10 protein-coding genes are annotated in these 14,774 nt (G+C 72.5%); 3 read left to right on the top strand and 7 right to left on the bottom strand.

Features of this window, described 5'->3' with window-relative positions:
- Positions 1-246: 246 nt before the first annotated feature.
- A complete protein-coding gene (gene uvrB, locus BD833_RS01525) occupies positions 247-2,364 on the bottom strand; it encodes an excinuclease ABC subunit UvrB (protein ID WP_166531347.1) in 2,118 nt (705 codons plus the stop codon).
- 488 nt (positions 2,365-2,852) lie between these two features.
- Between uvrB and glgX the strand changes: the two genes are divergently transcribed.
- A complete protein-coding gene (gene glgX, locus BD833_RS01530; protein ID WP_166531348.1) occupies positions 2,853-4,964 on the top strand; it encodes a glycogen debranching protein GlgX in 2,112 nt (703 codons plus the stop codon).
- Positions 4,961-7,294 (top strand): malto-oligosyltrehalose synthase, encoded by a 2,334-nt coding sequence (gene treY, locus BD833_RS01535; RefSeq protein WP_166531349.1) that lies wholly within the window; start codon positions 4,961-4,963, stop codon positions 7,292-7,294. The genes glgX and treY overlap by 4 nt, the downstream gene beginning before the upstream one ends.
- A gap of 10 nt (positions 7,295-7,304) precedes the next feature.
- Here treY and BD833_RS01540 read toward each other — a convergent pair whose 3' ends face one another.
- Positions 7,305-8,276: an ATP-grasp fold amidoligase family protein gene (locus BD833_RS01540; RefSeq protein WP_166531350.1), complete on the bottom strand. Its 972-nt coding sequence runs from the start codon at positions 8,274-8,276 to the stop codon at positions 7,305-7,307.
- Positions 8,277-8,512: 236 nt separating this feature from the next.
- Positions 8,513-9,391, bottom strand: coding sequence for an ATP-grasp fold amidoligase family protein (locus BD833_RS01545; protein WP_166531351.1), 879 nt, complete (start codon positions 9,389-9,391; stop codon positions 8,513-8,515).
- 318 nt (positions 9,392-9,709) lie between these two features.
- Between BD833_RS01545 and BD833_RS01550 the strand changes: the two genes are divergently transcribed.
- A complete protein-coding gene (locus tag BD833_RS01550; RefSeq protein ID WP_166531352.1) occupies positions 9,710-10,078 on the top strand; it encodes a hypothetical protein in 369 nt (122 codons plus the stop codon).
- A 94-nt stretch (positions 10,079-10,172) separates the two neighbouring features.
- Here the strand turns inward: BD833_RS01550 and BD833_RS01555 are convergent, their stop codons facing one another.
- The 4 genes from BD833_RS01555 to BD833_RS01570 form a co-directional block, all read right to left on the bottom strand.
- Positions 10,173-11,567 carry a hypothetical protein gene (locus tag BD833_RS01555; protein WP_166531353.1) on the bottom strand — a complete coding sequence of 465 codons (1,395 nt, stop codon included), beginning with the start codon at positions 11,565-11,567 and terminating at the stop codon, positions 10,173-10,175.
- 75 nt (positions 11,568-11,642) lie between these two features.
- Entirely contained in the window at positions 11,643-12,863 is a 1,221-nt protein-coding gene (locus tag BD833_RS01560) for an ABC transporter permease (protein WP_166531354.1), read from the bottom strand.
- A complete protein-coding gene (locus tag BD833_RS01565; protein ID WP_166531355.1) occupies positions 12,860-13,588 on the bottom strand; it encodes an ABC transporter ATP-binding protein in 729 nt (242 codons plus the stop codon). The genes BD833_RS01560 and BD833_RS01565 overlap by 4 nt, the downstream gene beginning before the upstream one ends.
- Positions 13,585-14,607: an efflux RND transporter periplasmic adaptor subunit gene (locus tag BD833_RS01570; protein ID WP_166531356.1), complete on the bottom strand. Its 1,023-nt coding sequence runs from the start codon at positions 14,605-14,607 to the stop codon at positions 13,585-13,587. Before BD833_RS01570 ends, BD833_RS01565 begins: the two co-directional genes overlap by 4 nt.
- Positions 14,608-14,774: the final 167 nt, after the last annotated feature.

The raw sequence follows: 14,774 nt of genomic DNA on the forward strand, positions 1-14,774 counted from the left end.
CGTCAGTAACCGGAGGTCTCTCCCACCGCCCTGCTGGGCGGCCGACGGGCCGGGGATCGTGGGATCCCGTAATGACGACCCGTTCGCGCGGGGATACTCCCCTCCACGAACCCACGGCGTGCAGACGTCACCGCCCGCACGACCCGTGTGGTTCACAGGCCACAACGGCCGACCCCGCCCCCGTGTTCCCGCCCCCGCGGAACGGCCGCACGCGTCCACCCCGCGGGCCGGGGTCGCGCCCCTGGGTCAGGCGTGCGCGGCGTCGAACTGGCGCAGCTCCTTCTTCAGCTCGGTCAGCTCGTCGCGGAGCCGGGCGGCGACCTCGAACTGCAGCTCGCGGGCGGCGGCGAGCATCTGCTCGTTCATCTGCGTGATCAGGTCGGCCAGCTCGGCGCGGGGCAGGCCCTGGACGTCGATCGAGCCGGCCTTCGCCTTCGACTTGGACGACAGCCCGGGCACGGGCGACTTCCCACGGGACTGCTGCCGCCCCGACCCGCCCAGCAGCTCGGTGGCGCCCTCGGCGTCCTCCGCGGCCCGGTAGATCCCGTCGAGGATGTCGACGATCTTCTTCCGGAGCGGCTGCGGGTCCAGGCCGTGCTCGGTGTTGTAGGCGATCTGCTTCTCGCGCCGGCGGCTGGTCTCCTCGATCGCCTGCGCCATCGACGGGGTGATCTTGTCGGCGTACATGTGCACCTGCCCGGAGACGTTGCGCGCCGCCCGGCCGATCGTCTGGATGAGCGAGGTGCCCGACCGGAGGAAGCCCTCCTTGTCGGCATCCAGGATCGCGACCAGCGACACCTCGGGCAGGTCCAGCCCCTCGCGCAGCAGGTTGATGCCGACCAGCACGTCGTACTCGCCCTGCCGCAGCTCCCGGAGCAGCTCCACCCGGCGCAGGGTGTCGACCTCCGAGTGGAGGTAGCGCACCTTGATCCCGAGCTCGAGCAGGTAGTCGGTGAGGTCCTCGGACATCTTCTTGGTGAGCGTGGTGACGAGGACCCGCTCGTCCTTCTCCGTGCGCAGCCGGATCTCGTGCACCAGGTCGTCGATCTGGCCCTTGGTCGGCTTCACCACGACCTCCGGGTCGACCAGCCCGGTGGGCCGGATGACCTGCTCGACGACGTCGCCCTGCACGCGGCCCAGCTCGTACGGGCCGGGGGTGGCCGACAGGTAGACGGTCTGGTGGATCCGGTCGGTGAACTCCTCCCACTTCAGCGGGCGGTTGTCCATCGCCGAGGGCAGCCGGAAGCCGTGCTCCACCAGGGTGCGCTTGCGGCTCATGTCGCCCTCGTACATGCCGCCGATCTGCGGGACGGTCACGTGCGACTCGTCGATGACCAGCAGGAAGTCGTCGGGGAAGTAGTCGATGAGACAGGCGCCGGCGCTGCCGGGCGCCCGGCCGTCGATGTGCCGGGAGTAGTTCTCGATGCCCGAGCAGAAGCCGACCTGGCGCATCATCTCGATGTCGTAGGTGGTGCGCATGCGCAGCCGCTGGGCCTCGAGCAGCTTGCCCTGCTTCTCCAGCTCGGCCAGCCGCTGCTCGAGCTCGGTCTCGATCCCGCGGATGGCCGCTTCCATGCGATCGGGCCCGGCGACGTAGTGGCTGGCCGGGAAGACGAAGAGCTCCTCGACCTCCCGGACGACCTCCCCCGTCAGCGGGTGCAGGTAGTACAGCCGCTCGACCTCGTCGCCGAACATCTCGATGCGGACGGCGAGCTCCTCGTAGACCGGGAAGACCTCGATCGTGTCGCCGCGCACCCGGAACGTGCCGCGGGTGAACGACAGGTCGTTGCGGGTGTACTGCTCGGTGACGAGGGTGCGCAGCAGCTCGTCGCGGTCGCGCTCCTCCCCCACCCGGATCTTGAGCGCCCGCTCGACGTACTCCTGCGGCGTGCCCAGGCCGTAGATGCAGGAGACGGTGGAGACCACCACCACGTCGCGCCGGGTGAGCAGGCTGTTCGTCGCCGAGTGGCGCAGCCGCTCGACCTCCTCGTTGATCGAGGAGTCCTTCTCGATGTACGTGTCGGTCTGCGGGACGTACGCCTCGGGCTGGTAGTAGTCGTAGTACGAGACGAAGTACTCGACCGCGGCGTCGGGCAGCAGTTCTTTGAACTCGTTGGCCAGCTGCGCGGCGAGCGTCTTGTTCGGCGCCATCACCAGCGTCGGCCGCTGCACCTGTTCGATCAGCCAGGCGGTCGTCGCCGACTTGCCGGTGCCGGTGGCGCCCAGCAGCACCGTGTCCTGGGCGCCGGAGTTCACCCGCTCGGCGAGCGCCGTGATGGCCGCGGGCTGGTCACCCGACGGCTGGAACTCGCTGACGACGCGGAAGCGCCCCTCGGTGGGCCGGAGATCGGTGGTCGTGCGCACGCGTCGACGGTACGTCGGGGGTGTGACAGAACGCGTCGCGAGCGGCCGCGGGCACCTCGAGGGGCTCGCGAGGTCCCGGTGGAGCGGCGGGTCCTTGTCTCTCCGGCCGGACACCCCTAGCGTGCCTGGTCGCAGGAGCGGTCCGGCGCCGAGGACCAGCGCCACCCGGGGAGGCCCGGGCGAGGTCGGTCCCCGGTTCCCCGGACGCGGCGCACGCGGCCCCGGGTGTTCCGGCCGGACCTGCGCACGACGCCCCCCGCGGTCCGCCGCGGGGGGCGTCGTCGACCGGCCGGACGCGCTGCCCGGCTGCACCCCGGGAAGCGGGCACGTCTCACATCCCGCGGAGGTGTGGCGGGGCCCGGACGGGGGCAACGGCATGCTGACGTCCGTCCAGACCCGGGGCGCCGGCGCGCCATCCGGGTTCCCGGCCCACACCCCACGCCGCCCCGGAGCCCACGGGGCGCCCCGCGCAGGAGGAACTGCTCACGATGACCCAGGTATGGCCCGGCAGCGCCTATCCCCTCGGCGCCACGTACGACGGCACCGGCACCAACTTCGCCATCTTCAGCGAGGTCGCCGAGAAGGTCGAGCTGTGCCTGTTCGACGAGCAGGGCAACGAGGAGCGCATCCGGCTCCCCGAGATGGACGGCTACGTCTGGCACGCGTTCCTGCCCGGCATCCACCCCGGCCAGCGGTACGGCTTCCGCGTGCACGGCCCGCACGACCCGGCGCAGGGGCTGCGGTGCAACCCGAACAAGCTCCTGCTCGACCCCTACGCCAAGGCGATCGACGGCCAGATCGACTGGGACCAGTCGGTCTTCGGCTACGACTTCGAGACCAAGGAACGCAACGACGACGACTCGGCGCCGCACATGCCGAAGTCCGTCGTCGTCAACCCGTACTTCGACTGGGGCGTCGACCGGCCGCCGAAGACCCCGTACAACAAGACGGTCATCTACGAGGCCCACGTCAAGGGCCTGACGATGACCAACCCGCGCATCCCCGAGGAGCTGCGCGGCACCTACGCCGGCGTCGCGCACCCGGCCACGATCGAGCACCTCACCGAGCTGGGCATCACCGCGATCGAGCTGCTGCCGGTGCACCAGTTCGTGCAGGACGACACGCTCCAGCAGAAGGGCCTGCGCAACTACTGGGGCTACAACACCATCGGCTTCTTCGCGCCGCACAGCGAGTACGCCAGCGACACGAACGCCGGGCAGCACGTGCAGGAGTTCAAGGGCATGGTCCGCGCCCTGCACGAGGCGGGCATCGAGGTCATCCTCGACGTCGTCTACAACCACACGGCCGAGGGCAACCACATGGGCCCGACCCTGTCCTTCCGCGGCATCGACAACCGCACGTACTACAAGCTCGTCGAGGGCGACGAGCAGTTCTACATGGACTACACCGGCACCGGGAACACCCTCAACGTCCGGACGCCGCAGTCGCTCCAGCTGATCATGGACTCGCTGCGCTACTGGGTCACCGAGATGCACGTCGACGGCTTCCGCTTCGACCTGGCCTCGGCCCTGGCCCGCGAGCTGCACGCCGTGGACCGGCTGGCCACCTTCTTCGACCTGGTCCACCAGGACCCGGTGGTCAGCCAGGTGAAGCTGATCGCCGAGCCCTGGGACGTCGGCGAGGGCGGCTACCAGGTCGGCAACTTCCCCGCGCTGTGGACCGAGTGGAACGGCAAGTACCGCGACACCGTGCGCGACTTCTGGCGCGGCGAGGGCGGCACGATCGGCGAGTTCGCCGACCGGATCTCCGGCTCCTCGGACCTCTACCAGCACTCCGGCCGGCGCCCGATGGCGAGCATCAACTTCGTCACCGCGCACGACGGCTTCACCCTCAACGACCTCGTCTCCTACAACGAGAAGCACAACGAGGCCAACGGCGAGGGCAACAACGACGGCGAGAGCCACAACCGCAGCTGGAACCACGGCGTCGAGGGCGAGACCGACGACGCGGAGATCCTGCAGCTGCGCGCCCAGCAGCGGCGCAACTTCATCGCCACGATGATGCTCAGCCAGGGCGTGCCGATGCTGCTGCACGGCGACGAGCTGGGGCGGAGCCAGGGCGGCAACAACAACGGCTACTGCCAGGACTCCGAGCTCACCTGGATCGACTGGGAGAACGTCGACGAGGGCCTGCTGGAGTTCACCAAGCTGGTCACCCGGCTCCGCGCCGACCACCCGACGTTCCGCCGTCGCCGGTTCTTCCACGGCCGGCCGGTCCGCCGCGGGCTGGGTGACCCGGTCCCCGACATCGCCTGGCTGACCCCGGCCGGCGAGGAGATGGCCGACGAGGACTGGGACGCCGCCTACGCCAAGTCGCTGGCCGTCTACCTCAACGGCGTCGGCATCCGGGAGATGGACGAGCGCGGCGAGTACGTGAAGGACGACCACTTCTACCTGGCCTACAACGCCTCGCACGAGCCGATCGAGTTCACCCTGCCCAGCGACGACTACTCGCGGAGCTGGATGCCGGTGCTCGACACCGCCGAGATGCACGAGGTCGAGCCGGTGGAGATCAAGCCGGGCGACACGGTCACGGTCCAGGGCCGGTCGATCGTCGTGCTGCAGGGCCCCGCCTCGTGAGCGAGCCGATCCAGGTGCCGGGCAGCGAGCGGCGCCGGCAGGTCCCGGCGGCCACCTACCGGCTGCAGGTGCACGCCGGCTTCCCGCTGCAGGACGCCGCCGACGTCACCGGGTACCTCGCCGACCTGGGCGTGACCCACGCCTACAGCTCGCCCCTGCTCCGCTCGGCCGAGGGCAGCACGCACGGCTACGACACCGTCGACCACGCGCACATCGACGAGCCGCGCGGCGGGCAGGCCGGCTTCGACCGGTTCGTCGCCGCCCTGCACGAGCACGGGCTCGGGCTGGTGCTCGACCTCGTGCCCAACCACATGGGGGTCGACGACCCGTCGGCGGCGCGCTGGTGGTGGGACGTGCTGCAGCACGGGCAGGGCAGCGCCCATGCCGCCGCCTTCGACATCGACTGGGACTTCGGCGGCGGCAAGGTCCGGATCCCGGTGCTGGGCTCGGCCGACGACGTCGAGAAGCTCGAAGTGGTGGACGGCGAGCTGCGGTACTACGACAACCGCTTCCCCCTGGCGCCCGGCAGCGAGGGCGGCACGCCGCAGGAGGTGCACGCCCGTCAGCACTACGAGCTGGTCGACTGGCGGCGCGCCGACTCCGACCTGAACTACCGGCGGTTCTTCGCCATCAACACCCTGGCGGGCCTGCGGGTGGAGGACCCCGCGGTCTTCGACGCCACCCACGAGCTGGTGCTCCGGCTGGTGGACGACGGCGCCGTCGACGGCCTGCGGATCGACCACCCGGACGGGCTGGCCGACCCGAAGGGCTACCTCGACCGCCTCGCGGAGGCCTCGGGCGGCCGCTGGACCGTGGTGGAGAAGATCCTGGAACCGGGGGAGGACCTCCCGGAGAGCTGGGCGACGGCGGGGACGACGGGCTACGACGCGCTCGCCGAGGTCGACGAGGTGCTCATCGACCCCGCCGGAGAGCCCGCGCTCACCGCGCTCGACACCGAGCTGGCCGGCCACGCGGTCGACTACGCCGAGCTGGTGCGGCGGTGCAAGCGCGAGGTCACCGACGGGATGCTCGGCTCGGAGGTGGCCCGCCTGGTGCGGGTCATCGGCGAGCTGCCGGGGATCGACGTCGCCCAGCAGACCGAGGCGCTGGCCGAGCTGCTGGCCACCTTCGGTGTCTACCGCAGCTACCTGCCCGACGGCCGGGTGCACCTGGACGCGACGGTGGCCGCCGTCCGCGCCCGCCGCCCCGACCTGGCACCGGCGCTCGACGCGCTGCACCCGGTGCTCTCCCAGGCCGGCACCGAGGCGGCGACCCGCTTCGAGCAGACCAGCGGGCCGGTCATGGCCAAGGGCGTCGAGGACAGCGCGTACTACCGGTGGGCGCGTTTCGCCGCGCTCAACGAGGTGGGCGGCGACCCGGCGCGCTTCGGCAGCACCGTCGAGGAGTTCCACGCGGCGCAGCAGCGCCGGGCGGAGCGCTACCCCGAGTCGATGACGACGCTGTCGACGCACGACACCAAGCGCAGCGAGGACGTGCGGGCCCGGCTCGCCGTGCTGGCGGAGCTGCCGACGGAGTGGGCGCGGCTGGTCCGGGGCTGGATCGCCCGCCACCCGCTGGCCGACCGGTCGCTGGCCCACCTGGTGTGGCAGAACCTGGTCGGCGCCTGGCCGCTGTCCCGCGAGCGGGCGCACGCCTACGTCGAGAAGGCCGCCCGCGAGGCCGGCACCTCGACCACCTGGACGAACCCGGTGCAGGAGTTCGAGGAGCAGCTGCACGCCCTCGTCGACGCCGCGTACGACGACCCGGCGACCAACGCGGAGATCGACGCGTTCGTCACCCGGATCGCGCCGCTGGGCTGGTCGAACTCGCTCAGCCAGAAACTGCTGCAGCTGACCATGCCCGGCGTCCCCGACGTCTACCAGGGCACGGAGCTGTGGGACCACTCGCTTGTCGACCCGGACAACCGGCGTCCGGTGGACTACGCGCTGCGGCGCACGCTGCTGGCGGCCCTGGACGCCGGCGACGTGCCGGGCATCGACGAGTCGGGTGCGGCGAAGCTGCTGGTCGTCTCGCGGGTGCTCCGCGCCCGGCGGGACCACCCCGAGTGGTTCGCGGGCTACGCGCCGGTGGCGGTCACCGGCTCGGCGGCCGACCACGTGGTGGCCTACGACCGCGGTGGCGCGGTTCCCGTGGCCACCCGGCTGCCCGTCCGCCTGGCCGGGTCCGGCTGGGGGGACACCGCGCTGCAGCTGCCCAACGGCGCGTGGCAGGACCTGCTCACCGGCCGGCGGGTGGTCTCCGACGTCGCGGGCATCGCCGTCGACGTCCTGCTGGGCAGCCTGCCGGTGGCCGTGCTGGTGCGCGCCTGAGGTCCCGCGGCTAGGACCGGGGCGCCGGTGGTGCGGGATGGTCGTCCCGCACCACCGAGCCGCCACGGCGCGGGTGCGGCACGGGGGCCTGACGCGGCGCCGCGGGCAGGGTCCACCGGTCGCCCAGCCACGCGTCGAACGACCGGGGCTCGTACCGCATGGAACCCCCGCTCGGGTACGGCGTGAGCTCGCCGAACCAGACTTCGTCGCCGGTGGTGTAGAGGTCGACCCGCATGAAGTCGAACGAGCGCCCCAGCACCTGGGCCGCGTGCACCATGGCGGCCAGGTTCGCCGGTTCCTCGACCGGCGGCCCGCACGGCACGACGAGCTGCACGGGGATGCGCTCCCAGCCGGGGGTGTAGTAGCTCCGCGTCTGCCCCGCGGTGAACCGGCCCCGGTCCACCTGGATCGCGGCCACCTCGCCGTCGAAGACCAGGAACTTGTAGTCGTCCAGGGGTTCCCCCGCGCCGATGCGCTCCTCGATGAGGAACAGCTTCCGGGCCGTGCTGTAAGCCCACTCCCCCAGCAGCGCGCTCTGGTCGTCCCGGACCCACTCCCGCGTCGCCTTCACCAGCGCCGCGTCGACCACGTCCGAAGCCGCCCCGAACCGCACGAGTCCGCTGCGGTGGTTCGGCTTGAGCACCCAGGGCCGGTCGAACGCGCGGCCGGCCACCGCCGCCAGCTCCTCGCCGCTCCACAGCGTCTCGGGCACGAGCACGCCGGCCTCCTCCTGGAGGCGGTGGGCGTGGTCCTTCATCGCCAGCTTGTCGCACGTCCACGCCAGCTCGGGCCGGCGGTCCCGCAGGATCCGCCAGCTGACCTTCTCGGTGAAGGTCCGCGGCTCGCGGAGCCGGGGCAGCCTCCCCTGGCCGGCCAGGTAGAGGTAGCGGCGCCGGACGGCAGGCGGGAGGAGGCCGGCGATCCGGCGGTGCGCCGGCTGCAGGTACGAGCGCAGAACCGCGTTGAGCTGGCTCCGGGGCATCACGAGCTCCCTCCGCGTGCGGGCCGCCGGCTCGCCCGGCGATGTTCCGGCCCGTGGCGGACCACGAAGTCACACGGGTGGCGCAGAGGTTAACGGGGATGGCGCGTCGAGGCGTCCCTCCGTCGAGCGACACGGCCACTCGGGCCGGCCGACCGGGCCGGGCCTTGGTGCCCCGTGCCGCGCTGGCGGTGCTGCGGCACTGACGGCGGGTGCGGCCCGGCCCGCCATCGGGGGCGTCAGCGCGGCAGCGCCGGCAGGGCCCACCGCTCCCCGAGCCACCGGTCGAACTCCCGCGGCTCGAACCGGGTCACGCCCCCGCCCGGGTACGGCGTCAGCTCGCCGAACCAGATCGTGTCGCCGGCGGAGTACAGGTCGACCCGCATGAAGTCGAAGGAGCGGCCGAGCACCTCGGCGGCGTGCAGCATCGCGGCCAGGTTGGCCGGCGGCGGGGTCGGCGCCCCGCTCGGCACTGTCTTCTGGACGGGGACCGGCTCCCAGCCGGGCGTGTAGAAGGTGCGGGTGTGCGCCGGGGTGAACCGGCCCCGGTCGACCTGGAGGGCGGCCACCTTCCCGTGGAAGACGAAGAACTTGTAGTCGTCCAGCGGGCCGCCCCCGGAGATGTCCTCCTCGATGAGGAACAGCTTCCGGGCCCGGCTGTAGGCCCACTCCCCCAGCAGCACGCTCTGGTCGTCGTCCAGCCATCCGCGGGTGGCCTCCACCGTCGGGGCGTCGACCGCCTGCGCGGGCTCGCCGAACCGGACGAGGCCGCTGCGGTGGTTGGGCTTGAGCACCCACGCCCGGTCGAAAGCCCGGCCGGCCACCGCGCCCAGGTCGTCCCCCGACCACAGCGTGTCGGGCACGGCCAGGCCGGTCTCCGCCTGGAGGCGGGACGCGTGGTCCTTCATCGCCAGCTTGTCGCAGGTCCACGCCAGCTCGGGCCGGCGGTCCCGGAGGATCCGCCAGTTGACCTTCTCCGAGAACGTCCGGGGGTCCCGGAGCCGGGGCAGTCGCCCCTGCCCGGCCAGGAAGAGGTACTGCCGCCGGGCCGTCGGTGGCAGGAGGCCGGCGATCTGCCGGTGCGCCGGCTGCAGGTACGAGCGGAGAACTGCGTTCAACGGGCTCCGGGGCATCACAAGGGTCCTTCTGGGAACGGGGCGCCTGCGCGTCCGGCGATCTCCTGGCGCTGGCGGACACAGTCGGCTCGCCGTGACCGTCACAGTAAGTGGCGGAACCGGTCCCGACATTCCTCGGTCGAGCGGGGCCACCCCCGTCCGGGTGAGCGCCCGCCCCCCCTTACGGTGAGGGTGAGATGGGACCGCGTCGGCCGGGGGCAGGGACGTCGGCGCGCGGAAGCAGAATGACTGCCCGATGGCCGGGTTGCGACGGGGAGATGCAATGGGAACGCCCGAGGACCTCTCTCGAGAATCTGAATCGTGAGCGCCGGCGAGGAGGCACTGTGGCCCTACTACGCGCTGGATTTCCCCGGCCTGTCGAAGGCGGACGCAGAACGAATCCTTGAGTGGGTGAAGAAGCAGGGCCCTGCCCTCGATTCGTTGATCAGCGGACGCGGCCTGACCCCCGGCTCGATTGTGGAGCCTGAACACTTCTACACGCGGCACATCGACGCCTGGTCAGTCCGGTTGCATCTGCGGGCCATCCAGATTGCGCTGGCGTCTGGTGAGCTCAGTGAGGATGAGGCCACCGGCCTACGGTCCGCCTCCGAGGACTTCACCGAGTGGCTCGAGCAGGCGGTCGATGACCCTGACGATGAGGACGGGGCCGATCGGTCTCCAGTCGTCTAGGTGACGCGTGTGGCGAGCGTCGTCGCCCGGCCGGTGCGGGCAGTCCATCGAGGTCTCGACCTCGTGCGGGGCCCGCAGGGGTTGTCTACTGAGCTCAAGCCCCTGGTCGCGGGGACGGCCCGCGGGGCGTGACTCGACGCCGCGGCGCCCGGGTCGTCTTAGCAGCACTTGCGGTGCGGCCTGATGACGAGGAGTTCGTTGAGGCCCCTGCCGTCATCTTGGCGGCGGGCGCCCAGCGTTGGTGGCGGGCGGGCTGCTGAGGCATCCAGGCCCGCAGGCTTGATGCCGACACCCGGCGACCGGGAAGGCGTGGGTCGGCCGCCACCGCACGCGCCGGTCGCGGAGCTTCGTTGAGCTGGCTGCGGAGGGCCGCGGCGAAGTCGCCCTCGTTGGCGGCGTGGTTGTAGCGGATGCGGACCAGCTCGAGCAGCTGGTTCATCCGGGCAGCGTTGCGGAAGGTCCACCGGCGCTGTGCCAGGACGCGCTTCACCTCCTCCAACGGCGCTTCGACTGCGCCGTTGGCGTAGTGCTCCGGGATGCTCGCCCGGCGCTTGGTCTGCACCCGCATCCGCTTGTTCCAGTAGTCAGCCCACTTCTGAGGCTCTCCGCCGGCCTCGCTGGCGAGGGTGTGGAAGGCGTCCCAGCCCTCCGGGGACTGCAGCGCCTTCGCCAGAGCCGCCTGCAGCGGGTCACCGAAGGCGGTGTGACCCCCCTTGACCAGGGCGGCCTTGCCGTTCTCGTACAGGTGGTGTTCGCAGAGGTGGATCGGCACGCCACGCGCGCCGTATCCCCAGCGCCGCTGCACCCCGCCGATTGCGCCGTAGTCGCGGTCGATCACGACCAGCTGCGGCCGGCCGGGCAACTCGGCCAGGAACTGCTGCCAGGTCGGGGCGTCCTGCAGCGGGTAGGCCCGCAAGAGCCACAGTCGGCCACGAGACGAGCCGGCCGGATAGCCCCACGCGGCCAGCACGCTGAACAGCTGGTGCTGACGGCCGGTGAATGAGTCCCGGTACAGGAAGCGCGTCGAGTCCAGGACGACCGTCTCGGGCCAGCTCTCCTCGGCGTGCGGCGCGGCCACCGCCGGCCCATAGCGGTCCAACCAGTCGGCGACGGTCTGCCCGGACACCACGGTCGTCTCCGCGCGACGGTCGGCGCCGTCATCGCCCCACGCCCGCCGACGGACCCGTAGCGCGGCGTCGGTGTAGGAGGCGCCCCCGGCGACAGCCCACAACGCCGCCGCGACCTCCTTGACCAGATAGCGGCCGCGCCAGGGAGCGACGGGGCCGCCATCGACCGGCAAGGCCTGGTCGCACTCGTCGCAGTGCTTTCCGCCGCCCCTGGTGTGACTCACCGAGCCGACGAATCGGTGGTACGAACCGTCGGGCAGCACGCAGCGGTACCGCTGGCGCTCCCGGCCCCCGCGCTTCTGCGCGCCGTCACGCACGACCTTCAGAGACTCGTGTCCCCGAGGGCAGACGGGCAGGTCCATGTCGTGATCTTCGGACGGTCACGGCCGGAACTGAAGAGTTCCTATCTCACCCTCACCGTAAGGGGGGGCGCCCGCTCAGAACCGGATCGCGTCGATGACCTTGGCGCGGACGGCGATAAGCGCGGGCAGCAGCCCGGCCAACGCCCCGACGGCGGTCGCCGCGACCAGCCCCTCGACCGCCGCCGCCACGGGGAAGCCGGGGGTGTCGGCCAGCGGGATGCCGTCGTTGAGCAGCTGCTCCAGTGGCAGGTTGCGCACCAGCACGATCGAGCAGCCCACCGCCGCGACGCCGGCCAGCGCCGTGGCGCAGACGCTCTCCAGCATCACCGCCGAGAAGATCCGCCCCGAGGTGGCGCCGAAGCTGCGCCGCACCCCGATCTCCCGGATCCGCTGACGCACGGTCACCAGGCCGATGTTCAGCACCCCGAGCCCGCCCAGCACCAGCACCACGATCCCGGCGCAGCGGATCGCCAGCCGCAGCATCGCCAGCGTCTCCTCCAGGCCCGAGGCGTCCTGGCGGTAGGTGTCCACCTGCACGTCCAGCGCGGCGCCGAGGTCGCGGGCGACCACCTCCATCACCTGCTCGGCCTGGTCGGGCGGCACCCAGAGCTCCAGGGTGCTCGGGCCGGCGTACATCGCCGTCGCCGGGTCGACGGCCCCGGGGGCGTCCCACGGCCCGCCCGACCGGTCGGCCCGGTAAACGATCGGCTCGCTGCCGTACCCCTCGCGGATGACGCCCACGATCGTGGCCCGCACCGGCGTCGGCCCGCCGAGCACCACGGTCGGCCGGGAGGACAGGTCGGGCACCCCGAGCAGCTCGAGAAACGCCTCGTTCACCACCAGGGCCGGGGACAGGCTCGTGCGGTCGCCCTCGCGGAGCCAGCGGCCCTCCACCGGCTCCTTGCGGTGCAGCTCGCCGTAGGCCGGTGACACCCGCATCGTCTGCAGCCGCTGGGTGCCGCCGGGCAGCCGGAAGAGGCCCTCCCCGTAGGAGATGGTCGCGGCCGTCGTGATGCCGTGGCGGTCGACCAGCTCCGCGACGGCGGCGTCCCACTCGGCCGCGTCGGGCGGCATGCCGGTCATGGGGTCGTAGGCGTTGACGGCCACGGTCGCGGGCCGGCCGGAGCCCCGTTCGGCGCCCTCCTGCTGGACCTGGGCCACGATCAGGCCCAGCGCGGTCACCGAGGTCATGGCGAACACGGCGAGGAAGACCCCGACCAGCGACAGGACCACCCGGCTCTTGTGGACCCGGACCTCGTCCCACGCCTCCGACAGCGCCCCCAGGACGGCGATCACGCCGTTCCCCGGTCGGCCGTCGCGGCGTTCAGCGCACCGCTCTCCACGAGCGGGGAGAGCCGGCCGCCCTCGAGCCGGAACCGCCGGCCGGCGAGGGCGGCCACGGAGAGGTCGTGGGTGATCGTCACCAGCGCCGCACCGTTCTCGGCCGTCGCCTGGGCGAGCAGCGCCATCACCTGGGCCCCGGTCTCCACGTCCAGCGCCCCGGTGGGCTCGTCGGCCAGCACCACCCGGGGCGACCGCACCAGCGCCCGGGCGATCGCCACGCGCTGCTGCTCGCCGCCGGAGAGCCGCTCGGGCACCTGGTCGGCGCGGGCGCCCAGCCCGACCCGGTCGAGCATCTCGAGGGCGGTGCGCCGGCGGCGCAGGAAGTCCCGGCCGCGCGCGTAGAGCAGGGGCGCGGCCACGTTCTCGGCGGCGGTGCGCCGCGGCAGCAGGTTGAACTGCTGGAAGACGAAGCCGAAGACCTCGCCGCGCAGCCGTGAGCGGCGCCGGGCGCGCAGGTGGTCGGTGGGTTCGCCGTCGAGCAGGTACTCCCCCTCGGTGGGGCTGTCGAGGAGGCCGAGGATGTTCAGCAGCGTCGACTTCCCCGAGCCCGACCGGCCGACGATCGACACGTGCTCCCCGGCGGCCAGCTGGAGGTCGACGCCGGTGAGGATGGGCAGGACGCTGCCGTCGGGCAGGTCGACCCGGCGGCTGATGCCGCTGAGCGAGAGCAGACTCATCCGTACGGCCCGCCCATCATCGGGTCCTCGACCGTGTCGTCGGGCACCGGCACGAACTGCAGCACCTGGTCGCCCTCGGCGAGCCCCTCGCGCACCTCGACCTGCTCGCCGTCGGTGAGGCCGAGGACCACCGAGCGCTGCTCCTCCGCGCCGCTCTCCCCGATCACCCAGACGTTGCCCTGCTGCACCGAGCCCTGGACCGCGGTGATCGGGACGACGAGGACGTTCTCCGCGATCCCGGCCGAGACGGCGACCGTCGTCCCCATGCCGGCGAACACGGTCACCCCGGCCGGGACGGCGCAGCGGGCCGTCGTCCCGGCCGCCTGCGGGGGCGCCATCGGGTCGCCACCGGCGCCGGGGTCCGGGGGGGAGCCGCCGGTGGCGGCGCCCAGCCGCAGGTCGGTGCAGGTGAACGGGGCCGGGCCGCCCTGCACGGTGACCTCCGCGGTCGACGGCGGTGCCAGGAGGCGGAACTGGTCGCTCTGCGACAGCGGCGCGGTCACCGAGAGGGAGCCCGGTGAGACCTCCCCGACCTTGTCGCCGACGGCCACGACCTGGTCGACCAGCACGTCCATCGCCGACAGCGTCCCGGCCCCCGGGGCGGCGACGGTCACCGTGCGGACCTTCGGCGGGCGGGGTGTGACCGTGGGGTTGCCCTCGGGGTCGGTGCCGGTGACCGGCTGCTGCTCCTCCTCCACGCGGATCTCGAGCAGCGCCTGGTCCGCGGTGACCGTGGAGCCGGCCTTGACGAGCACCCGGCGCACCGTCCCGGCCGCCGTGGCCCTGACCGGGACCGGGTCGTCGGCGACGACGGTGCCCGGCACCGTCACCGTGTTGGCCACGGTCCCCCGGGCGACCGGGACGATCGGCGAGGTGAGGTCGACGGTGGGTGCGCCCGGCCCACCGCCGGGCTCGGTGCCGGTGCCGCCGCGGAAGGCCAGCACCACGAGCGCTGCCGCGATGACCGCCCAGACGACCAGCCGCAACGCCGGGAGGACGAGGGTCCGAACCGTGCCCACGCGCGGTCTCCGCTCTGCTCGGGTACCCATGGGTACCGGTTCGGCGGGACGGTAGCGCGCCGGGGCCCGCGTACAGGTGCATTCGCGCACGCCAGGTGGCTCGTGTCCCATCCGGGACGTGGAGGGTTGGGCCGCGACGTCCCGGGCAGAATCGGTCCGCCCCCCGC

It is taken from the genome of Blastococcus xanthinilyticus (genome assembly GCF_008124835.1).
Taxonomy (GTDB): Bacteria; Actinomycetota; Actinomycetes; order Mycobacteriales; family Geodermatophilaceae; genus Blastococcus; species Blastococcus xanthinilyticus.